Origin of the sequence: Mycobacterium sp. 3-98, from assembly GCF_035918355.1 — a bacterium.
Taxonomy (GTDB): domain Bacteria; phylum Actinomycetota; class Actinomycetes; order Mycobacteriales; family Mycobacteriaceae; genus Mycobacterium; species Mycobacterium intracellulare.
Genome location: NZ_CP142360.1, coordinates 1,664,088 through 1,685,542, shown reverse-complemented (window position 1 = coordinate 1,685,542; position 21,455 = coordinate 1,664,088). Strand labels below are relative to the sequence as shown.

Annotated in this window: 17 protein-coding genes; 7 read left to right on the top strand and 10 right to left on the bottom strand. The window is 71.1% G+C overall.

The window, feature by feature from the left end:
* Positions 1-18 precede the first annotated feature (18 nt).
* Positions 19-1,041, bottom strand: coding sequence for a YlbL family protein (locus QGN30_RS08245; protein ID WP_009955776.1), 1,023 nt, complete (start codon positions 1,039-1,041; stop codon positions 19-21).
* Positions 1,042-1,147: 106 nt separating this feature from the next.
* Between QGN30_RS08245 and QGN30_RS08240 the strand changes: the two genes are divergently transcribed.
* The 3 genes from QGN30_RS08240 (at position 1,148) to QGN30_RS08230 (ending at position 4,851) form a co-directional block, all read left to right on the top strand.
* Complete coding sequence (locus QGN30_RS08240; RefSeq protein WP_248913401.1) at positions 1,148-2,524, top strand: zinc-dependent metalloprotease; 1,377 nt, start codon at positions 1,148-1,150, stop codon at positions 2,522-2,524.
* 86 nt (positions 2,525-2,610) lie between these two features.
* Complete coding sequence (locus QGN30_RS08235) at positions 2,611-3,426, top strand: cyclodehydratase (RefSeq protein WP_179293517.1); 816 nt, start codon at positions 2,611-2,613, stop codon at positions 3,424-3,426.
* Between the two features lie 81 nt (positions 3,427-3,507).
* Positions 3,508-4,851, top strand: coding sequence for a macrolide-binding ATPase MABP-1 (locus QGN30_RS08230; protein WP_008259631.1), 1,344 nt, complete (start codon positions 3,508-3,510; stop codon positions 4,849-4,851).
* A gap of 9 nt (positions 4,852-4,860) precedes the next feature.
* Here the strand turns inward: QGN30_RS08230 and QGN30_RS08225 are convergent, their stop codons facing one another.
* Positions 4,861-5,112, bottom strand: a complete 252-nt coding sequence (locus QGN30_RS08225; protein ID WP_008259632.1) for a WhiB family transcriptional regulator — start codon at positions 5,110-5,112, stop codon at positions 4,861-4,863.
* 404 nt (positions 5,113-5,516) lie between these two features.
* On the bottom strand, positions 5,517-7,616 hold the full coding sequence (locus tag QGN30_RS08220) for an ATP-dependent DNA helicase UvrD2 (protein ID WP_162130201.1): 2,100 nt from the start codon (positions 7,614-7,616) through the stop codon (positions 5,517-5,519).
* Between the two features lie 182 nt (positions 7,617-7,798).
* On the opposite strand from QGN30_RS08220, the gene mrx1 reads away from it, so the two are divergent.
* The gene (gene mrx1 / locus QGN30_RS08215) at positions 7,799-8,053 is read left to right on the top strand and encodes a mycoredoxin Mrx1 (RefSeq protein WP_008259646.1); all 255 of its coding nucleotides are present in this window, start codon (positions 7,799-7,801) and stop codon (positions 8,051-8,053) included.
* A gap of 10 nt (positions 8,054-8,063) precedes the next feature.
* Here the strand turns inward: mrx1 and nudC are convergent, their stop codons facing one another.
* From nudC to QGN30_RS08195, 4 genes are read right to left on the bottom strand one after another with little or no spacing between them, the layout of a single operon-like run.
* On the bottom strand, positions 8,064-8,996 hold the full coding sequence (nudC, locus tag QGN30_RS08210) for an NAD(+) diphosphatase (RefSeq protein WP_008259652.1): 933 nt from the start codon (positions 8,994-8,996) through the stop codon (positions 8,064-8,066).
* Positions 8,996-10,066 carry a potassium channel family protein gene (locus QGN30_RS08205; protein WP_008259653.1) on the bottom strand — a complete coding sequence of 357 codons (1,071 nt, stop codon included), beginning with the start codon at positions 10,064-10,066 and terminating at the stop codon, positions 8,996-8,998. Before QGN30_RS08205 ends, nudC begins: the two co-directional genes overlap by 1 nt.
* 48 nt (positions 10,067-10,114) lie before the next feature.
* Entirely contained in the window at positions 10,115-13,462 is a 3,348-nt protein-coding gene (locus QGN30_RS08200; RefSeq protein WP_038538791.1) for an ATP-dependent helicase, read from the bottom strand.
* Positions 13,459-16,584 carry an ATP-dependent DNA helicase gene (locus tag QGN30_RS08195; RefSeq protein ID WP_038537321.1) on the bottom strand — a complete coding sequence of 1,042 codons (3,126 nt, stop codon included), beginning with the start codon at positions 16,582-16,584 and terminating at the stop codon, positions 13,459-13,461. Before QGN30_RS08195 ends, QGN30_RS08200 begins: the two co-directional genes overlap by 4 nt.
* A 123-nt stretch (positions 16,585-16,707) precedes the next feature.
* Between QGN30_RS08195 and QGN30_RS08190 the strand changes: the two genes are divergently transcribed.
* From QGN30_RS08190 to QGN30_RS08180, 3 genes are read left to right on the top strand one after another with little or no spacing between them, the layout of a single operon-like run.
* Complete coding sequence (locus QGN30_RS08190) at positions 16,708-16,908, top strand: hypothetical protein (protein ID WP_009955655.1); 201 nt, start codon at positions 16,708-16,710, stop codon at positions 16,906-16,908.
* Positions 16,909-16,953: 45 nt separating this feature from the next.
* Positions 16,954-17,739 carry an alpha/beta fold hydrolase gene (locus QGN30_RS08185; RefSeq protein ID WP_248923211.1) on the top strand — a complete coding sequence of 262 codons (786 nt, stop codon included), beginning with the start codon at positions 16,954-16,956 and terminating at the stop codon, positions 17,737-17,739.
* 2 nt (positions 17,740-17,741) lie between these two features.
* Positions 17,742-18,050: an MGMT family protein gene (locus tag QGN30_RS08180; RefSeq protein WP_038537325.1), complete on the top strand. Its 309-nt coding sequence runs from the start codon at positions 17,742-17,744 to the stop codon at positions 18,048-18,050.
* 107 nt (positions 18,051-18,157) lie between these two features.
* Here the strand turns inward: QGN30_RS08180 and QGN30_RS08175 are convergent, their stop codons facing one another.
* The 3 genes from QGN30_RS08175 to QGN30_RS08165 form a co-directional block, all read right to left on the bottom strand.
* Complete coding sequence (locus tag QGN30_RS08175) at positions 18,158-19,012, bottom strand: TIGR02569 family protein (RefSeq protein WP_008259667.1); 855 nt, start codon at positions 19,010-19,012, stop codon at positions 18,158-18,160.
* 35 nt (positions 19,013-19,047) lie between these two features.
* A complete protein-coding gene (gene moeZ / locus QGN30_RS08170; protein WP_038537327.1) occupies positions 19,048-20,235 on the bottom strand; it encodes an adenylyltransferase/sulfurtransferase MoeZ in 1,188 nt (395 codons plus the stop codon).
* A gap of 81 nt (positions 20,236-20,316) precedes the next feature.
* Positions 20,317-21,354, bottom strand: coding sequence for a DUF3152 domain-containing protein (locus QGN30_RS08165; RefSeq protein WP_014712236.1), 1,038 nt, complete (start codon positions 21,352-21,354; stop codon positions 20,317-20,319).
* Positions 21,355-21,455: the final 101 nt, after the last annotated feature.

Here is a 21,455-nt window from a genome sequence, read left to right as displayed (position 1 = left end):
CGGCGATCCCGCGCTTGCCTAGCAACTCGGCGGCTGCCCACCGGACGTGATCGCGTGCAGCGCATCTACCGCCTGGCTGAGCGTCTCGACCTTGACCAGCCGCAGGCCGGACGGATTGTCCGAACTGGCCTCGTAGCAGTTCTTCGCCGGCACCAGGAACACCGTCGCCCCGGCCGCGTGCGCGGCGACCATCTTGTGGGTGATGCCGCCGATCTGGCCGACCTTGCCGTCGGCGGTGATGGTCCCGGTTCCCGCGATGAAATTCGACCCCGCCAGGCCACCGGTGGTCAGCTTGTCGACCACGGCCAGGCTGAACATCAGTCCGGCGGACGGGCCGCCGATGTTGGCGAGATTGAAGTCCACGACGAACGGCGCCCACGGCGCGTCGAGCACCGCGACGCCCAGGTAGCCGTAGTCGCGGTCCTTGTTGGAGCCCAGCGTGATCTGCGCCACACCGGCGGGTTCGTTCTTGCGGCGGTAGTCGATCGTCACGGTCTGACCGGGTTTGGTGTTCTTCAGCAGCCCGGTGAAGGCGTCGACGGTCGCGACCGGGGTGCCGTTGACCGCGTCGATGGCGTCGCCGGCCTTCAGCTTGCCCGCCGAGGGACCGGGTTCGGGGACCTTCGCCACCGTGACCGCCGACGGGTACTTCAGATAGCCCAATGCCGCGTATTCGGCGCTGTCCTCGGATTGCTTGAAGTCGGCGCTGTTGGCCTTGTCCACTTCCTCCCGCGACTTGCCGGGCGGATAGATGATGTCGCGCGGCACCAGCTGTTCGGTGTCCGAAAGCCAGAGCGTCAGCGCCTCGCCCAGCGTCAGATCGTCGCGCTGCGAGACGGTCGTCATGTTCAGGTGACCGGTGGTCGGATGCGTCAGGGTGCCCTGGATCGCCACCACCTGCTTGCCGTCGACCTCGCCGAGCGTGTCGAAGGTGGGGCCGGGACCCAGCGACACGAACGGCACCGTCACCACCGCCAGCAACACACCGAACACCACGATCGGCACCAGCGCGACCATCAGGGTCAGGATGCGCCTGTTCACGCCGAATACACTAGACGGAGCGCGTCGCCGGTCATTCGGCTGCAAGGCCCCCCGTACGAGGTTCAGCTACAAGCTGACCCGCCGTCGCGCGCCTTCCGATCCCACGGTGAGTACCGTTGGGGTCATGGCTGACCTGCCGTTCGGCTTCTCCCCCGGGGAGGACCCCGACAAACACGGGAAGAAAGATCCCGATTCGGGGTCGAACCCCTCCGACCCGTTCGCCGCGTTCGGAATGAGCGGTGATTTCGGCATGGGTGACCTGGGCCAGATCTTCACCCAGCTGGGTCAGATGTTCAGCAGCGCCGGCACCGTCGGACCCGGCGGAACGGCTTCGGGGCCGGTCAATTACGAATTGGCGCGGCGCGTCGCCTCGAACTCGATCGGCTTCGTGGCGCCGGTGCCGGATACGACGAATTCGGCGATCGCCGACGCGGTGCACCTCGCCGAAACCTGGCTGGACGGGGCGACGGCGCTGCCCGCGGGCACCGCCAAGGCGGTGGGTTGGACTCCCGCCGACTGGGTCGACAACACGTTGGCGACGTGGAAGCGGCTGTGTGACCCGATGGCCCAACAGATCTCGACGGTGTGGGCGGCGTCGCTCCCCGAGGAAGCCAAGAGCATGGCCGGCGCGCTACTGCAGATGATGTCGCAGATGGGCGGCATGGCGTTCGGCTCGCAGCTCGGGCAGGCGCTGGGCCGGTTGTCCCGGGAGGTGCTGACGTCGACCGATATCGGTTTACCGTTGGGGCCCAAGGGAATTGCGGCGATCATGCCCGACGCCGTCGAGTCGTTCACCACCGGGCTCGAGCGTCCGCGCAGCGAGATCCTGACCTTTTTGGCCGCGCGCGAGGCCGCCCACCACCGGCTGTTCAGCCACGTCCCGTGGCTGTCGAGCCAATTGCTGGGAGCGGTCGAGGCCTACGCGATGGGCATGCAGATCGACATGTCGGGAATCGAGGAGCTGGCCCGCGACTTCAATCCGGCATCGCTGTCGGATCCGGCGGCGATCGAAAACCTGTTGGGGCAAGGCGTATTCGAGCCCAAGGCCACGCCCGCGCAGACGCAGGCGCTCGAGCGCCTCGAGACGTTGCTCGCCCTGATCGAAGGGTGGGTGCAGGTGGTGGTGGCCGCCGCGCTGGGCGACCGGATTCCCGGCGCCGGCGCGCTCGGCGAGACGCTGCGCCGGCGCCGGGCCAGCGGCGGCCCGGCCGAGCAGACCTTCGCGACGCTGGTCGGGCTGGAGCTGCGGCCGCGGAAGATGCGTGAAGCGGCCGCGTTCTGGGAGCGCCTGACGCAGGCCGCCGGGGTCGACACGCGCGACGGCATCTGGCAGCACCCCGACCTACTGCCCGACGCCGAGGACCTCGATGAGCCCGCCGGTTTCATCGACCGTGTGATCGGTGGTGACACCAGCGGCATCGACGAGGCGATCGCCAAACTCGAACGCGAGGACCCCGACTCCGACGGCCCTGTGGACAACTGAACGGGCCGTCGCCCCCGCCGTGACACAGTGGCGCGGTGACTCAGCATTGCCAGGCCGCGCTGTCCACCTACGCGCTGGACCCGGCGATGCCGGTGCTGCTGCGCCCCGACGGCGCGGTGCAGGTCGGCTGGGATCCCCGTCGCGCGGTGCTGGTACGTCCTCCGGGCGGTTTGGCGGCCGCCGAGCTGGCCACGCTGTTGCGGACCATGTCGTCCCCGACCCCGCTGCCGGAGTTGCAGCGACGGGCGCTTGACCGTGGCCTCACCGACACCGAGGGCCTGAGAAGCCTGGTGGCGCAACTGGTTCGGGCCGGGGTGGCGACCGAATGCGGGCGACCGCGCGGCCGGGCGCCGTCGGTGCGGGTGCACGGCCGCGGGCCGCTCTCGGAGTTGCTCGTGGAGTCGTTGCGCTGCTCGGGCGCCCGGATCGCGCGCAGCAGCCAACCGCACGCGGCGGTGTCGGCCGGCGACGTCGACCTGGTGGTGTTGTCGGACTACCTCGTCGCCGACCCGCGCATGGTGCGCGATCTGCACGACCAGGGCGTCGCGCATCTGTTGGTGCGGGTGCGCGACGGCATCGGGCTGGTGGGGCCGCTGGTGATCCCCGGGGTGACGAGCTGCCTGGGCTGCGCGGACCTGCACCGCAGGGACCGCGACGCGGCGTGGCCGGCGATCTGTGCGCAGCTGCGGGAAACCGTCGGCGTCGCCGACCGGGCCACCGTGCTGGCGACAGCGGCGCTGGCGCTGTCTCAGGTGAACCGGGTGATCGCGGCCGTGCGCGGCCAGGGCGCGGCGTCCGAGCCCGAACCGCCCCAGACGCTGAACGCGACGCTGGAATTCGATCTGCACGCCGGCGCGATCGTCGCGCGGCAGTGGGTCAAGCACCCGTTGTGCGCCTGCTGAGGGCGGTCCCGCGCGCTGACCTGCGGCGACGCGAGTTGACAACAAGCGTTGTCGGCTTCTCTCCACATCGCGTGGGCCATCATGGATGATGGTTACGTGGCAGACATCAAACGGGGCCGGGCTGCGCGTAACGCCAAGCTGGCCAGCATTCCGGTCGGATTCGCCGGTCGGGCAGCGCTCGGATTCGGTAAGCGGCTGACCGGCAAGTCCAGGGACGAGGTCCAGGCCGAGCTTCTGGAAAAGGCCGCCCACCAGTTGTTCACCGTCCTGGGTGAGCTCAAGGGCGGCGCGATGAAGGTGGGCCAGGCCCTGTCGGTGCTCGAGGCCGCGATTCCCGAGGAGTTCGGCGAGCCCTACCGCGAAGCGTTGACCAAGCTGCAAAAGGACGCCCCGCCGCTGCCGGCGGCCAAGGTGCACCGGGTGCTCGACGCCCAACTGGGCACCAAGTGGCGCGAGCGGTTCAGTTCGTTCGACGACACCCCGGTGGCCTCGGCGAGCATCGGCCAGGTGCACAAGGGCGTGTGGTCCGACGGACGCGAGGTGGCGGTCAAGATCCAGTACCCCGGGGCCGACGAGGCGCTGCGGGCCGACCTCAAGACCATGCAGCGGCTGGTCGGGGTGTTCAAGCAGCTCGCGCCGGGCGCCGACATCCAGGGCGTGGTCGACGAGTTGATCGAGCGCACCGAGATGGAACTGGACTACCGCCTCGAGGCCGAGAACCAGCGCGCGTTCGCCAAGGCGTATCACGACCACCCGCACTTCGCGGTGCCGCGCATCGTGGCCAGCGCACCGAAAGTGGTGATCCAGGAGTGGATGCAGGGCATCCCGATGGCCGAGATCATCCGCCACGGCACCACCGAGCAGCGCGATCTGGTCGGCACCCGCCTGCTCGAGCTCACGTTCGACGCGCCGCGCCGGCTGGAGATGCTGCACGGCGACGCCCACCCGGGCAATTTCATGCTGCTCGACGACGGCCGCATGGGCGTCATCGACTTCGGCGCCGTCGCGCCGCTGCCCGGCGGCCTGCCGATCGAGCTCGGGATGAGCATCCGGCTGGCCCGCGACAAGAACTACGACCTGCTGTTGCCGACGATGGAGAAGGCCGGGTTCATCCAGAAGGGCCAGCAGGTGTCGGTGCGCGACATCGATGACATGCTGCGCCAGTACGTCGAACCGGTCGAGGTCGAGGTCTTCCACTACACCCGCAAGTGGCTGCAGAAGATGTCGGCCATCGAGATCGACCGGTCCGTGTCGCAGATCCGCACGGCCCGGCAGATGGACCTGCCGCCCAAGCTGGTGATCCCGATGCGGGTGATCATGTCGGTGGCCGCGATCCTGTGTCAGCTGGACGCCCACGTGCCGATCAAGGCGCTGTCCGAAGAGCTGGTGCCCGGGTTCGCCGAACCCGACAACGCGGTCGTCTAGTCTCGCGCGCTAGGCCGCCTTGCGGGGGCGGCCGCGGGGTCGTTTGAAGCTCAACACCGAACCGCGGTCGAAGATCTCGCCGCCCCACACGCCCCAGGGCTCGGCCCGTTCCAGCGCGGCCGCCAGGCACTGGCGGCGCACCGGGCAGTCGACGCACAGCGACTTGGCGCGTTCGAGATCGGCCGGCGCTTCGGCGAACCAGAGATCGGGATCGCCGGCGTGACACGGCAGGTCCGGCCTGGGGGCTATCCGTGCCGACATGTCCTACCACCTACTTCCTGGTCTGGGTTGCTGTCCTTGAGAGGTGATCCGGACCAGGTCGCTTCGTTGCCGACCGATAACTATGGCCACGGATCCTTGACTTCGGGTCCGTGGCCATCTGGGTGAAAACCGGGGCTGCTGCTTACGTTGCCTTCGGTGGGCCCCCGACTCCTACGGACGCGTCGGTCGCGGCGGCGGCGCGATGCTTACGCGCGGCCGCCGACACGGCGGCGGGTGCGGCATGGGAGGTACCCGCGGACAGCTCCGCGCGGGCCACGCCTACACCGAACGCGTCGCTGAGCATCGCGGCCACCCTCCTTCGTCCGTAGTGCCGAGTCGCGGTATCGAGGGTAAACGGTCACCGTCGTCGTCACAACCGATTTTCTGACCTGCGCGTTTGCCGGTCAGCGACCGCGAACCAGCTCCAGCACGTCGGGGCCGTACTGTTCCAGCTTGCGCGCGCCGATGCCGGGAATCGCGATCAGCGCCTCGTCGTCGTCGGGCCGCAGCTCGGCGATGGCGATCAGCGTGTTGTCGGTGAAGACGACGTAGGCGGGCACCTTCTGTTCCTTGGCGACGTCCAGCCGCCACGCCTTGAGCCGGAGCAGCAGGTCCTCGTCGATGTCGGCCGCGCAGGTCTCGCAGCGGCGCAGCATGACAGCCGCCGGGGTCGTGAGGTTGTTGTTGCAGATCCGGCAGCGGGTCGCGGTGGCCCGGTTGCGCCGAGACTTGTTCGGCCCCGGCTCGGCCCGTGCCTGGGGTGCGATGCCGTTAAGGAACCGCGACGGCTTGCGGCCCTGGCGCCCGCCCGGGCTGCGGGCCAGCGCCCAGCTGAGCGCCAAATGCGTTCGGGCCCTGGTGATTCCGACGTAAAGCAGGCGGCGCTCCTCCTCGACCGCCTCGCTCTCGGCGCCGTGGGCCAGCGCGTGTGAGATGGGAAGCGTGCCGTCGGCCAACCCGACCAAGAACACCGCGTCCCACTCGAGCCCCTTGGCGGCGTGCAGCGATGCCAGCGCGACGCCCTGCACCACCGGTGGGTGCCGGGCGTCGGCGCGCATCCGAAGCTCGGCCAGCAGCCCCGGGAAGTCCAGCTGCGGGCGTTGGGCGACTTCGTCGTCCACCAGTTCGGCCAGCGCGCTCAGGGCCTCCCAGCGCTCGCGGGCGCGGGTACCGACCGGCTCCTGGGCCGTCAGGCCCAGCGGTTCCAGCACCGCGCGGACGACGTCGGGCAGGGGACCCTCCGCACCGCGCTCGGCGGCCCGATGCAGCGCCAGCAGGGCCTGTTTGATCTCCTGGCGATTGAAGAATCCCTCGCCGCCGCGGACCTGGTAGGCGATGCCCGCCTCGGTCAGCGCCTCCTCGTAGATCTCCGACTGCGCGTTGACCCGGTACAGCACGGCGATCTCGGACGGCGGGGTGCCGGATTCGATGAGCCGCGCGATCGACGCCGCGACCGCGGCGGCCTCGGCCGGCTCGTCGGGATGCTCGTGGAACGTCGGCGCGGGACCCGGCGGGCGCTGGCCCACCAGGTGCAGCTTGCTGCCGGCGACCCGCCCGCGGGCCGCGGCGATCACCTGGTTGGCCAGCGAGACCACCTGGGGGGTGGACCGGTAATCGCGCTCAAGGCGCACGACGGTGGCGTCGGGGAAGCGGCGGGAGAAGTCGAGCAGGAACCGCGGCGAGGCCCCGGTGAACGAGTAGATGGTCTGGTTGGCGTCGCCCACCACCGTCAGGTCGTCGCGGTCGCCCAACCAGGCGGTCAGCACCCGCTGCTGCAACGGCGTGACGTCCTGGTATTCGTCGACCACGAAGCAGCGGTAGCGGTCGCGGAACTCCTCGGCCACCGCCGGGTCGTTTTCGATCGCGGCCGCGGTGTGCAGCAGCAGGTCGTCGAAATCGAGCAGGGTGACGTGTTCGCCGCGCGCTTTGAGGGCCTCGTAGGCGGCGTAGACGCCGGCGATCTGGGCGGCGTCCAGTGGGATGTCCCGCCCGGCGGCGGCCACCGCGGCGGGGTATTCCTCGGGGCCGATCAGCGACGCCTTGGCCCACTCGATCTCGCCGGCCAGGTCGCGCACGTCGTCGGTGCTGGCGTTGAGCCGGGTGCGGCTGGCCGCCCGGGCCACCACCGCGAACTTGCTGTCCAGCAGCTGCCACCCGGTGTCACCGACCACCCGCGGCCAGAAGTACCGCAGCTGCCGGTGGGCGGCGGCGTGAAAGGTCAGGGCCGAGACCGCGCCGACGGCCGGCCCCGTGCCCGCCGCGGCGTCGATCGCCCGCAACCGGGAGCGCATCTCCCCCGCCGCCCGCTGGGTGAACGTGACCGCCAGCACCTGGCCGGCGGCGACATGACCGCCGGCGACCAGCTGGGCGATCCGGTGAGTGATGGTGCGGGTCTTGCCCGTTCCGGCGCCGGCCAGCACGCAGACCGGGCCGCGCGGAGCCAGCACGGCCTCGCGCTGCTCGTCGTCCAGCCCGGCTGTCAGTGGATCGGCGACCGTCGGCATGGCGTCCATAGTGGCTTCCCATACTGACAAGTCGCCGAGCGAGCTGAGGCATCGCCACGCCCGAATCGGATGGCCTGGCGTGTCGCTGCGCGGAATGCATCGTCGCCGGGCTACCCCCGAGCGCCCACTCCTTCGCATCCCGCTGCGCGGAATGCATCGTCGCCGGGCTACGTTATCGGGCTATGACCACTGCCCCGCTCACCGTCTACACGACCTCCTGGTGTGGCTACTGCCATCGGCTAATGACGGTGCTCAAGTCCAACGGAATACCGTATGAGGCGGTCGACATCGAGCACGACGCGGCGGCCGCTGACTTCGTCAGCTCGGTCAACGGCGGCAACAGGACGGTCCCGACGGTGAAGTTCGCCGACGGGTCGACGCTGACCAACCCGAGCGCGGCCCAGGTGAAGGCGAAGCTGGCCGAGACCGGTAGCTGAGCAGGCCCAGTCAGTCGATCGCGGCCCAGGATTCGATGATCACCCGCGCGATCGAAATCGACCCGGGCAGCAGGAGTTTCGACTCCGAGGAACTCGACCAGTCCCCGGCCGCCAGCGCCTCGCGCACCTCGTCGCGCGTGAACCACGCCGCCTCGGCGATCTCGCCGTCGTTGAACGAAAAGTCCTGCGCCGGGTCGCCGACGGCGTGGAAGCCGACCATCAGCGAGCGCGGGAACGGCCACGGCTGACTGCCCAAATAGCGCACGTCACGCACGGTCAGCCCGATCTCCTCACGGATCTCCCGAGCCACACACCCCTCGAAAGACTCACCGGCCTCGACGAATCCGGCCAACAGCGAGAACATCCGCTCCGGCCACACCGCCTGGCGCGCCAGCACCGCGCGGTCGCCGCCGTCGTGCACCAGACAAATCACCGCCGGGTCGATGCGCGGGAACTCCTCGTGCCCGGTGACCGGGTTCACGCGTGACCAACCCGCCCGGGCCGGACGTGTGGGTGAACCGTCCACCGAGCTGAATCGCGACTTCTCATGCCAATTCAGCAGTGCGACAGCCGATGACATCAGCTGGCCGCTGGTGTCGTCGAAGATCGGGCCGAGGCTGCGCAAGTTCACCACCTCGGTGCGCGCGTCGGGGTCCTCCGGTGCCTGCAGCGCGCCGCGGATCGCCCACACGTGGCGGCCACCCTCGAGGCGCCCCAGAAACACCGCCTCCGACGGCGGCTTGTCGCCGAGTTCGGCGGCGGCACCCAGCACCACCCGGCCGTCGGAAACCAGCACCTGATTGCGCGAGTCCACCCGCAGCAGCGCCGCCTCGGCCCAGCCCGCGGTGGCCGCCTCGACGTCGGTGCGCAGCTGATCGGCTCGGTCGGCGCCGACGCGCGACAGCAACGGGACGCTGCGCAGCTGAAAGTCCGCGATCGCCATCAATGCCCGACGCTTCGGATGTAGAGCAGGCGGTCGTTGGCCTCGACGGCGTCCACCTCCGGGGCGTCGATACGCCACAGGTGCCCGTCGCGCACCACACCGAGCACGATGTCGCGCAAATGCCGCGGCGAGCCGCCCACTTCGCTCTGCTCAACCTCACGCTCGGCGATCGCCAGGCCGGCGTCGGGGGTCAGCAGGTCCTCGATCATCTCCACGACGCTGGGCGTCGTGGTGGCAAGCCCGAGGAGGCGACCGGCGGTCGCCGACGAGACCACGACCGAGTCCGCGCCCGACTGCTGCAGCAGGTGCTGGTTTTCGGCCTCCCGGATCGAGGCGACGATCTTGGCGTTGGGCGCGATCTCGCGCGCGGTCAGCGTCGCCAGCACCGCGGTGTCGTCGCGGCTGGTGGCGACGATGATGGACGCGGCGTGCTGGGCCCCGGCCAGCCGCAACACATCGGCCTTGGTGGCGTCACCGTGGACGGTGACCAGGCCCGCGCTCTCTGCGTGCTCGAGCGTGCTGCGATCGGTGTCGACGACGACCACCTCCGCCTGGATGGTTTCGTCGCCGAGTATCGCGGCCACCGCCGTTTTCCCCTTGGTGCCATAACCGATCACGATGGTGTGATTGCGCACTCTGCTCCTCCAACGCTGAATCTTCCACCCTTGGCGAGACCGCTCGGAAAGCACTTCGAGCGTGGTGCCGACCAGCACGGCCAGGAACGCGATCCGCAGCGCGGTGAAGATCAGGGTGTGCACCAGGCGCGCGGTTTCGGTGTACGGCGTGATGTCGCCATAGCCGGTGGTCGACAGCGAAACCGCCGAGAAATACAGGCAGTCCAAAAATGTCAGCGGCTCGTTGCGCACATCGCGGAACCCGTCGCGGTCCAGATAGACGATGACGGCCGCGCCGAACAGCACCACCAGGGCGATGGCCAGGCGGCGGGTGATGACCCGAATGGGGCTGGCGTGCTCTTCGGGGATGCGCACCACGCCGATCAGCTGGTGACCGCGCTGGGCGGTCAGCGTTTCGTCCAGACCGCTCAGCTTTCGGGACCTACCGTTGCCCACGGCGGCCCGTCATCGGTTTGATTTCCGCGCACGAGACACGCACGCGTCTTATGTAACCACGGGCACCGCCTCCCCAATACTCGGGCGGCGCGGGTCACACCGCGTACCGTCCGGATCGATCAGCAACCCGGCCAGCTCGGCGGCGCTCGGCAGTTCGTCGGGGACCACGGTGGTGCCGGCGCGCACGTAGTAGAAGGCGGTGCGCACCGACGATTCCGCGACCCCGGCCAGCGCCGCCCAGGCCATCCGGTACACCGCGAGCTGGACGGCGGCCTGGCGCAGCGCCTCCGCGCCGTGCGGCGGTTCGCCGGTTTTCCAGTCCACGACGGTCGCGCCGCCGTCGGGATCGGCGAACACCGCGTCGATGCGCCCGCGGACCAGGGTCTCACCGATCGGCATCTCGAACGGCACCTCGACGGCGACGGGAGACCTTGCGGCCCACGGCGATTCGGTGAATGCGGCCTGCAGCGCGGCCAATTCGGCGCTGTCGCCGACGTCGGAGTCCGCCGCACCCGGCAGATCGCCGAGATCGAACAGGCATTCTGCGCCGTAGAACTTCTGGACCCAGGAGTGAAACGCATTGCCCAGCAACGCATGCGGATCCGGCCGCGACGGTAGCCGATGCCTCAACCGCTGCGCGGTGCCCGCCGGGTCGCGCGCCAGGCCGACCAGGGAGCTGACCGACAGCTGGCCGGGCAGTTCCCGGACCGGTGGCTCGATCAACCGCGCCCGTTCGGCCAGCAACGCATCGACGTCGGCGGCCCAGCCGTCGACATCGGCACACGGCCGGCCGGGCCCGGCGGCGAGCGCCCGCCTCACCAGCGTCGCACCGCGCTCGACCTCCTCGCGCCGCACGGCCAGCGGGTCTGCCGGCCACACCGCTTCGATAACGTTGTCGCGAAGCGGGTTTCGCTCGCCGTCGGCGGGCGACGGCGCCCAGTGCTCCACGGTGCCGCAGGGGTCGCCCGCCACGGCCGCACGGTCGATGACGTCCTTGATTTCCACCAGGAAATCCGACGGGCCGCGCGGCTTGACCCCGGTGGCGCCCCAGTGGTGCCCGGACACCAGCAGGGTGTCCTCGGCCCGGGTGATCGCGACATACAACAATCGGCGTTCCTCGTCCACGCGTCGCCGATCGAGCTGGCGGCGATGCTCGGAGATCTTGTCCGACAGTTGTTTTCGGTTGGTGACGTCCGAGGTGTCGAGCACCGGGATGCCCAGCGCCCCGGCGGCGGCGCGGTCGCCGCGAAGCAGCGGGGGCAGCTCCGCGGCGTCGGTGAGCCAAGTGCTCCTGGACGCGGTCGACGGGAACGTCCCACCCGAGAGGTGCGCGACCGCCACCACCTGCCATTCGAGTCCCTTCGCCGAATGCACGGTGAGCACCTGGACGCGGTCGCGCGCGACGGCCAAAGGTGCCGGCGCCAAACCGTTCTCGACCGCCTCGGCGGCATCCAGAAACCCCAGCAGCCCGCCCACCGAGGCGGTTGCGGACGCATCCAGCCGCGTGGCCGCACCGTCGGCGCGCTCGGCGTAACCGGCGACGACGTCGGCGAACGCGTCCAGGTGCTCGGTGCCGGCCCAACCCGCCGCCACCCCCGCCGCGGCCCGGACCTCGCAGTCGACGCCCAGCACGCGGCGCACCTCGGCCACCAGGTCGGCGAGGGGATGGCCGAGGTGGGCGCGCAGGGCGCTCAGCTCGGCGCCCAAGGCGGTGATCCGCTGATACCCCGCCGCCGAATACGAGCCGGCCGGACCCGGGTCGGCGATCGCGTCGGCCAGGCAGACGGTGTCGGCGTCGACGTGCGAGGGGTCGGCGGCGCGCGCAATCGCCTCGGGCGAGGGCGGCGCGGGGTCCCCCGCGGTCCCGCCGAGCGCGCGCGCACGCTGCCACAGCGCGGCGATGTCGCGGGCGCCGAGGCGCCAGCGCGCGCCGGTGAGCACCCGCATCGCCGCCGCGCCGGCCGTCGGGTCGGCGACCAGCCGCAGCATGGCCACCACCTCGGCGACCTCGGGCACCGACAGCAGCCCGGCCAGCCCGACCACCTCGACGGGAATGCCGCGCGCCCGCAACGCGTCGGCGATCGGCGCGGCGTCGGCGTTGCGGCGCACCAGCACCGCGGCCGTCGGCGGGCTCACGCCGTCGGCCCGGGCCCGCCGGTAGTGGGCGTCGAGTTGGTCGGCGATCCACTCGCGCTCGGCCACCACGTCGGGCAGCAGGGCGCAGCGGACCGTGCCGGGCGGGGCGTCCGGGCGAGGGCGCAGCGCGTGCACGGCCACCGATCGCCGCCGCGCCTCGGCGGATACGGCGTTGGCGACCCGCAGGGTCCGCGGCGGATTGCGCCAGCTGGTCCGCAATTCCAGGGCGGGCGCGGGTGTGCCGTCGGAGCGGGGAAAGTCGGTGGTGAACCGGGGCAGGTTGGTCGCCGAGGCCCCGCGCCAGCCGTAGATGGACTGGATGGGGTCGCCCACGGCCGTCAGCGCCAGCCCGTCGTCGACCCCGCCGCCGAACAGGGCCGACAGCGCGATGCGCTGGGCGTGGCCGGTGTCCTGATACTCGTCGAGCAGCACCACCCGGTAGCGGGCGCGCAGGTCCTCACCGACCTGGGGGAAGCCCGCCGCCAACCGCGCCGCCGAGGCCATCTGCATGCCGAAATCCATCACTTTCTCGGCGCGCATGCGCTCGTCGAGCGCGTCCAGCAGAGACACCAACTCCGCGCGCTCGGTCTGGGTGCCCAGCAGGCGCAGTAACCATTGGCTGGGACCGCGCTCCCGCTGATAGGGCCCCGCGGGCAGGCCATGGACGAGCCGCTCTAGCTCGACGTGGGTATCGCGCAGCTGTCCGGTGTCGACGAGGTGTTCGGCCAACTGTCCCCACAGGCGCAACACCATCGAGGTGACGGCGGCCGGGGTCTTGTCGGTGTGCAGCTCGCCGCGGTAGCCGTTGACCACGTCGAAAGCCAGCTGCCACAGCTCGGTTTCGCTGAGCAACCGGGTGTCGGGCTCGACGGGCAGCAGCAGCCCGTAGTCGCGCAGCAACGAACCCGCGAACGCGTGGTAGGTGCTGATCACCGGGGCGCCCTCGGGCTCGGCGACGGCATCGCCGACCGGGCCCAGGCCGACGCCGGCCAACCGGGCCAGCCGGGACCGGACGCGGCGCAGCAGCTGGCCGGCGGCCTTGCGGGTGAACGTCAGTCCCAGCACCTGGGCGGGTTCGGCGTAGCCGTTGGCGATCAGCCACACCACCCGTGCGGCCATGGTCTCGGTCTTACCGGCTCCGGCCCCCGCGATGACGACCAGCGGGCCCGGCGGCGCGGCGATGACCGCGGACTGCTCCTCGGTCGGCGGGAAAAGGCCGAGCGCGCAAGCCAATTCGCTCGGGTTGTAGCGGGCGTTCATCGGGCCGCCCCGTCGGTGTGCGCCGGGCAGCACGGCCGGATGGGGCAGTGCGTGCAACCGTCGTTGCGCCGCGCCACGAACTGCGGGCCGGCCGTGGCGGCGGCGGCACGCCGGATGACCTGTCGCCATTCGTCGCCGGCGTCCGCGGTGAGCGGGTCCTGTTCGCGTTCGACGGCCCCGGCCGCCCCGGCCTTGCCGACGTAAACCAGCCGCGCCCCACCGGGTTCCACGGTGTCGCCTCCGGGGGCCACCAGGCCTTCGGATACCGCCAGCTGATACATCGCCAGTTGGGCGTGTTGTTGGGCGTCGTCCTTGCTGACCGGGGACTTGCCGGTCTTGACGTCGACGATCACCAGCCGGCCGGCGGCGTCGCGCTCCAGCCGGTCGACGCGGCCGCGCAGCCGAACCTGTTCCCCGTCACCGGTTTGAAGGGTTCCGTCGATCTCGACCTCGACGCCGACCTCGGTGAGCGCGCCGCGGCTCTGGCTTCGCCACTCGACGAACGCCTCGAGCATCGCGCGGTGACGGGCCAGCTCGTTGTCCGAATGCCATTGCGCCGCAAAGGGTAGGTGCTGCCAGGCGCGCTCCAGCTCGGCCAGCAGTTCGGATTCGCTTCGATGCGGTTCGGCGATCAGCGCGTGCACTACCGAACCGATGGTGGAGCGCAGGTCGCGCGGATTGGTCCCGCCGTGGCGTTCGGCGAGCCAGCGCAGCGGGCAGTCGGTCAGTGTCTGCAGGGTCGACGGGGTCAGCGTCACGACGTCGCCGCCACCCCGCAGCGGCTCACCGGTGCTGACCGGGGTCAGGCCGTGCCAGCCGGCCGGGTCGGCGCCGGGCACCCCGGCTTTGGCCAGGCGGGCCAATTGCGTTGCCGCGCAGTCGCGGGCGAGCTCGTCCACCGCCCCGTCGGGGGCGCAGACCACGCCCCGCAGCCGGCCCACCAGCGCAGCCGCCGACAGCACCCGGGGCGCCGAAACAGGTTGCAGCGCAGTCGTTTCCACGTCTTCGTCGGCCCATTGCGCGATGTCGAAGAAGAACGGCGACGGCAGCGCGGCCGCGTGGTCCGCCCCACCGGTGTCGCTGTCGACCGCCGTCACCAACAGCCGCCGGCGGGCACGGCCCATCGCCGCCACCAGCAACCGCCGCTCCTCGGCCACCAGGGGTGCGCGCATCGAGGCGTCCGCGGTGACCCCGTCCAGCTCGTCGAGCAGCCGCTGGGTGCCCAGCACACCGCCCCGCGGAACGGTGTTGGGCCACAAACCATCCTGCAATCCGGCGATGACCACGAAATCCCATTCGTGTCCCAGCGCGGCGTGCGCGCTGAGCACCCTGACCTGCCCCGCCGTGGCGGCCGGCTCGGGGTTGGCGTTCGGCAGGTGCAGCGCGGCGACGTGCTCGACCAGGCCGCGCAACGACGCGCCGGAAGTGCGCGACACGTAGTCGTCGGTGATGTCGAACAACGCGGTGACCGACTCGAGATCCCGGGTGGCCTGGGCCGTGGCGGGGCCGCCGCGCTCGCTGACCGACAGCCAGCGGCGCTGCAGCCCGGACCGGTGCCAGGCGGCCCACAGGGTGTAGCGCGGGTCCTCACCGGCTTCGTGGCACCGCGCGGCCGCATCCAGCACCGCGCGGACCTTGCGCAACGAACGGAACTGTGGACCCGGCGGCACGGCGCCCGACAGCGTCTCGACCAACAGCTCGGCGAAGTCGCCCGGCGGGCGATCGGGGTTGGCGCGCTGCAGGGTTCGGCGCAGTTGCCGCAGCGAAACCGGGTCGACGCGGCCGATGGGGCCGGTCAGCAACGCCAGCGCCTGCTGCCCGTCCAGCCCGTCGGCGGCGGCCAGCAGCACGGTCAGCAGCGCGCGCACCGCCGGCTCCTCGGCCAGCGGCCCGGTGGCGGCGGCCGCGGCCACCGGCACCCCGGCGGCGGCGAGCGCACGCGGCAACCGCGCGCCGGCCCGCGGTACCGACCGCACGATGACCGCCATCTGCGACCAGGGCACGCCGTCGACCAGGTGCGCCCGCCGCAGCGCGTCGGCGATCGCCGCCGCCTCGGCGTGCGCCGAGGCGGCGAGGCGCACCGTGACCGATCCCTCCCCCGCCCCGGCGCCGTCGATCCGGCGGCCGGCGCCGCCGCCGGGCAACCGGGCGGCGATGCCGCTGACGGCGCGGGCCACGGCGGGCGCGCAGCGATGCGACGTCGTCAACGTCACCGCCGGGCCGTCGCCGTCGAGCAGCCCGGCCGGTTCGCCGCCCCGGAAGCCGAACACCGCCTGATTGGGGTCCCCGGCGATCAGCGCCAGCTCGGCGCCCGCCGCGAGCACCCGCACCAGGCGGGCCGCCTGAGGGTCGAGCTGTTGGACGTCGTCGACCAGCAGGACCCGGATCCGGCCGCGTTCGGCCGCCAGCAGCTCGGGATCGACGGCGAACGCCTCCAGCGCCGCGCCCACCAATTCGGCGGCGCCCAGCGCGGGTGTCGTCGCCTCCGGCGCGGCCGTGCCGACCGCCGCGCGCAGCAACATCACCTGCTCGTACTGGCGTGCGAATTGCCCCGCGGCGATCCATTCCGGCCGGCGGCAACGACGGCCAAGCCGCTCCAGTTCCCCTGGGTCGATACCGCGTTCGGCGCAGCGGGCCAACAGGTTTCGCAGTTCCGTGGCGAACCCCGCAGTGCTCAGCGCCGCCCGCAACTGCGCCGGCCACGCGGACGTCGCGCGGGGGCCGTCGTCGAGGTCTCCGGCCAGCAGCTCCCGGATGATGGCGTCCTGCTCGGCGCTGGTGACCAGCCGCGGGGGCGCATCGCCGGCCCGTTCGGCGGCGCGCCGCAAGACCGCGTAGGCATACCCGTGCACGGTCCGCACCAGCGGTTCGCTGACGACGACCCGGCCCGGTCGGGAGCGCAGCAACGCCGTCGTCAACGCGCTGCGCTCGGCCATCCCGAGCCGGCCCGAACCGGTCAGCAGCAGAACCGATTCCGGGTCGATCCCGGCGTCGATCCGGGTGACCGCGGCGTCGATCAGCAGGCTGCTCTTTCCGGTTCCGGGCCCGCCGAGCACGCGAACGATCCCGCGCGCGCCGGGCGCCAGCACAGCGCTCGCGTCGGCCTCCCAGGTGTGTGCCATGGCTGCATGCAATCACCAGGGTGTGACAAGTGGACCCGGCCAGCGCCGACGCGAGCTCTTACCCTGGAAGTCGCAGCAGCGCGAAGAATGGTCTCAAGGCTGCAAAAGGAGGGGTTGACGACCATGACGGACGAGCACGGCTTTCCCATCGACGAGGCGCCCGAGGGCGACGCGGTGGAGCAACTGCGGCCCGCCGATTCCGAGGACGACGCCGGCCTGGACACCGATTACGTGAGCGCCCGGGACCGCGAGGCCAACGAAGCCGACGTGATCGAGCAGGCCTACGTCGTGTCCGCGGACGACGATCGGGACGACGATCGCTGAGGACCGCCCGCGACGCCCGGTGACGGCGGCTGGCACCATCGACGGGTGACCGCGAAGTTGTACGTCCACCGCTACGGTCCGTCCGGTCCGGCGCGGATCCTCGCGCTGCACGGGCTGACAGGGCACGGGCAGCGGTGGCAACACCTGTCCGGCCTGCTGCCCGAGATCGGCCTGGTCGCACCGGATCTGCTCGGCCACGGCCGGTCCTCGTGGGCGGCGCCGTGGACCATCGACGCCAACGTCTCGGCGCTGGCCGCGCTGCTCGACGCGCAGCCCGGCACGCCGGTGGTGGTGGTCGGCCACTCGTTCGGCGCAGGGCTCGCCATGCACCTGGCCGCAGCCCGGCCGAACCAGGTTTCGGGGCTGCTGCTGCTCGATCCGGCGATCGGGTTGGACGGCGCGTGGATGCGCGAAATCGCCGAGGCCATGTTGTCCTCGCCCGACTATCCCGACGCCGAGGAAGCGCGCCTGGAAAAGGTGCACGGCTCGTGGTCGGACGTCGAGCCCGCGCTGCTCGAGGCCGAGCTCGACGAGCATCTGGTCGCCCTCCCCAACGGCCGCTACGGCTGGCGCATCAGCCTGCCGGCGATGATGGCGTACTGGAGCGAGCTCGCCCGCGACGCGGTGCTGCCGCCGGCGCAAACGCCGACGATCCTGGTGCGCGCCAAGCGAACATCGCCGCCGTATGTCACCGACGAACTCATCGCGGGCCTTGCGCAGCGGCTGGGATCGCGTTTCCGGCTGCTGGATTTCGACTGCAACCACATGGTGCCCTACGCCAAGCCCGACGACGTCGCCGCGCTGGCCCGCGAGCTACTGGAAGCCCGCTGACCGTGGCGCCGGTGACCGACGATCAGGTCGAGCGGGTGCGGGCGCTGGTCGCCGCCATCCCGTCCGGCAGGGTGGCCACCTACGGCGACATCGCCTCGGTCGCAGGGCTTTCCAGCCCGCGGATCGTCGGCTGGATCATGCGGACCGACTCCTCGGACCTGCCGTGGCACCGCGTCATCACCGCCTCCGGGCGCCCGGCGCGCCACCTGACCACCCGGCAGCTGGAGCTGCTGCGCGCCGAAGGCGTGCTTGCCCGCGACGGCCGGATCGCGCTGCGCGAGGTTCGCTACGAATTCCCGGACGGGGCCTAGTGGCGATCGCCAGCGCGGCCGTGGCGATCGCAAGCGCGGTGCAGCCGGGCGCAGCGGGTCGCCACTACCGGCCGAAGCCGGGCGCAGCGGGTCGCCACGCAACTAACCTAGAGCACCAACCGGACCAGCGCCGCGGTGCGGGCCAGACCGGGGAACGCCTCGGCGGTGGACCGCGGGTGCAGCGCATGGACCGCCAGGCGAAACATCAACGCCCGCAACAACATCTGCGGCCATTCCGGTAGGGCGTTCCAGCGCTCGATGAGTCCGTCGTCGGCCTCGCCCCAGGACAACGCGTCGATGACGGCCACGCCCGCCGCCCATGACGCGGGCCGCCAGTACGGGGTGATGTCGGTGATGCCCGGCGCCGCGGTGCCCACGAAAAGCACTGTGCCGTAAAGGTCCCCGTGGACCAACTGGTTGGGACTCTTGGTCGGCTTGCGCAACGTGGCGAGCTGGTTGAGCAACTCCACCGAGCGCTCGGCGTCCGCGGTGGCCGGGGCCACCCGGGCGCCGGGCGGCACCGAGGCCAGCGGCCGTTCCTCCCACGCCGCGCGGTCGGCGGCGATGAAAATGTCGACGTCCCCCCAGGGCGCCGCGGGGCCCTGGGTCAAAAAGCGGGGGCGTTCCAGTTTGCCCGTCGCCTCGTGCAGGCGCACCGCCGCCGAGACGACCTCGTCGTGGCGGGGCTCCGGCGTCCCCGCGACGAAGGTGTCCGCCCGCCACCCGGAAACGACGTAGCGCCCGTCGGTGGACCGGACCGGGCGGGCCAGCCGGACGCCGTCGACGAACAACGTCTCGCGGACCCGGGCGGACCACGCCGCGCGGGCGTTGTCGGCCACCAGCGACAGGACGACCTCACCGCACCGCCAGCCACCCTCCCAGCTGGCGCCCAGATAGACGGGTTTGACGCCGGCCAAACCGAACGCCGACAGCACATGGTCCGGCGGTGGCTCGACTGTCACACCGGTACTCTAAACGAGTCCAACAGCGGCGAAGCTCAGTACAGGATCATGTCGGGTTGCATCTGCTGCGCCCAGGCCACAATTCCGCCCTCCAGGTGCACCGCATCGGCGAACCCCGCCTGCTTCAGCACCGCCAGCGCCTGCGCCGAGCGCACGCCCGTTTTGCAATACAGCACCGGCATGCGGTCCCGCGGCAGCTTTGCCAGACCCTCACCCGAGTTGATCGACGACTGCGGGACCAGCTGCGCGCCCTCGATGTGCACGATGTCGAACTCCACGGGCTCGCGGACGTCGATCAGGGCCAGCTCCTTGCCGGAATCCAGCAGCTCGCGCAGCTCCCGCGGGGTGATGGCCGTCGCGTCGCCGGCCGGGGTGGCGGCCACCGCGCCGCACAGCTGCTCATAGTCGACGAGCTCGGTGATCTTCGGCCTCGACGCGTCGGACGGGTCCCGGCGAATCGCGATCGTGCGGTAGGTCATCTGCAGCGCGTCGTAGATCATCAACCGGCCCAGCAACGAATCGCCGATGCCGGTGATGAGTTTGATCACTTCGGTGCTCATCACCGAGGCGATGGACGCGCAGACGATGCCCAGCACGCCGCCTTCGGCGCACGACGGAACGGTGCCGGGCGGCGGCGGCTCCGGGTACAGGTCGCGGTAGTTGAGGCCGCGTCCGTCCGGCGCGTCCTCCCAGCACACCGAGATCTGGCCCTCGAATTGGTAGATCGAGCCCCACACGTACGGCTTTTTCGCCAGCACCGCCGCGTCGTTGATCAGGTACCGGGTCGCGAAGTTGTCGGTGCCGTCCACGATCAGGTCGTAGCAACTGAACAACTCGACGGCGTTGGTGGAGTCCAGGCGCACCTCGTGCAGGCGCACGTCCACCAGCGGGTTGATCGCGAGCATCGACTCCCGCGCCGACACGGCCTTGGGACGCCCGACGTCGGCCACGCCGTGAATGATCTGGCGGTGCAGGTTCGATTCCTCGACGACGTCGAATTCGACGATGCCGATCGTGCCCACGCCGGCCGCGGCAAGGTACAGCAAGGTCGGCGCCCCCAGGCCACCGGCGCCGATCACCAGCACCCGGGCGTTCTTGAGTCGCTTCTGCCCGTCGACCCCCAGGCCGGGAATGATCAGGTGACGGCTGTAGCGGGCCACCTCGTCGCCGGTCAGGTGGTCTGCGGGTGCCACCAGCGGCGGCAACGACGACACGGACAACATCTCCTCGGTCAGCTTCGTGGTTCTGCTTATGAATCCATCACAGCAGCCCGCCGGGGCGACGGCAACGAAGGCACTCGGCCGCTAGGCGATCGGGTACGGCCAGGGGTTGAAGCGGCAGGTTTTCCCGTCGGCCTTGACGGTGTCGGGGTCGAACTGCGCGGCGTCGTTGTTGGACGTGGAGAACGTCTGCTGCATCATCACCGGCGCCAGGGCGCCCTGCTGTTCGCAGGCCTCGTGGTGCAGGTATCCGATGGCGTGGCCGACCTCGTGGTTGATCACGTATTGCCGGTACGAACCGATGTCCCCTTCGAACGGCACGGCGCCGCGCACCCAGCGCGCCTCGTTGATGAAAACCCGCGCCTCGCGGTTGGCGCCGAAAACCGGGTTGTAGCAGGACGTCTCCAGCCGGAATTCGTAGCCGCACCCCTCCCGCACCGTCACCGGCGACACCAGCGAGATCCGAAAGTCGGGCTTTGCCCCACTGGCGCCGTCGATCCGGATGAAAGCGAACTGCGGGTTGTGCGTCCAGCCCTTCGGATTGGCCAACGTCTGGTCGACCATCTGCGCGAACGCTTCGTCGTCGCCGAACATCGTCGGGTCGATGCCGTTCTCCACCTCGACGGTGTACCGGAACACCTTGGCGGTGCCCTGGCCGAACTGGGGCGTCGCGCCCGGCACCGCGTGCCACGTCTTGTCGCCGGCTTCGGTGAAGGGGCCGCCGTCGGGCAACGTCCCGGCCGGCAGGTTGGCGTCGAACGCGGCGAGCCCACGCGGCGGCGCGTCGATGATCGTGGTGCCCACCGCGCCGATCGCGGGCGGACTCTCGATGGGCTGGCTGTTCGTGGGCTTCGACGCGCCGGCGCCGGTCACCGTCTGGTACATGACCACGGCCGTCAGCACCGCCAGGACCGGCAGCGCGTACGCGCGCCAGCCGTAGGTGGAGACGAACCGCCCGAGCCACGTTTGTTTGCGCCACTGCCGCTGCCGCTCACGGTCGGCCCGCGCCCGCCCGGCTTCCGGGGCGGCCAGGGGGTCACGCAGCGCCCGCAGCGGCTCGCGCCACTCGTCGCGCAGCACCGGCACGCGACCGCTGCTGCGCGGGGGTCGCTGCGACGTCATTTTCCCAGGATTACACAGCGGACCACCCACGCCGACCGTGGCGCGCCCGAATCCGGCGCCCGACACCGCTTCTGCCAGGTACGACGACGCCGACGGCGGGA

What these genes read in the sequence shown, in the direction of transcription:
- QGN30_RS08235 (WP_179293517.1), top strand. Translation starts at nt 2,611, where the DNA reads ATGCCGGTGCTGCTGCGCCCCGACGGCGCGGTGCAGGTCGGCTGGGAT.
- QGN30_RS08230 (WP_008259631.1), top strand. Translation starts at nt 3,508, where the DNA reads ATGGATGATGGTTACGTGGCAGACATCAAACGGGGCCGGGCTGCGCGT.
- QGN30_RS08225 (WP_008259632.1), bottom strand. Translation starts at nt 5,112, where the DNA reads ATGTCGGCACGGATAGCCCCCAGGCCGGACCTGCCGTGTCACGCCGGC.
- QGN30_RS08220 (WP_162130201.1), bottom strand. Translation starts at nt 7,616, where the DNA reads ATGCCGACGGTCGCCGATCCACTGACAGCCGGGCTGGACGACGAGCAG.
- mrx1 (WP_008259646.1), top strand. Translation starts at nt 7,799, where the DNA reads ATGACCACTGCCCCGCTCACCGTCTACACGACCTCCTGGTGTGGCTAC.
- nudC (WP_008259652.1), bottom strand. Translation starts at nt 8,996, where the DNA reads ATGGCGATCGCGGACTTTCAGCTGCGCAGCGTCCCGTTGCTGTCGCGC.
- QGN30_RS08200 (WP_038538791.1), bottom strand. Translation starts at nt 13,462, where the DNA reads ATGAACGCCCGCTACAACCCGAGCGAATTGGCTTGCGCGCTCGGCCTT.
- QGN30_RS08195 (WP_038537321.1), bottom strand. Translation starts at nt 16,584, where the DNA reads ATGGCACACACCTGGGAGGCCGACGCGAGCGCTGTGCTGGCGCCCGGC.
- QGN30_RS08190 (WP_009955655.1), top strand. Translation starts at nt 16,708, where the DNA reads ATGACGGACGAGCACGGCTTTCCCATCGACGAGGCGCCCGAGGGCGAC.
- moeZ (WP_038537327.1), bottom strand. Translation starts at nt 20,235, where the DNA reads ATGTTGTCCGTGTCGTCGTTGCCGCCGCTGGTGGCACCCGCAGACCAC.
- QGN30_RS08165 (WP_014712236.1), bottom strand. Translation starts at nt 21,354, where the DNA reads ATGACGTCGCAGCGACCCCCGCGCAGCAGCGGTCGCGTGCCGGTGCTG.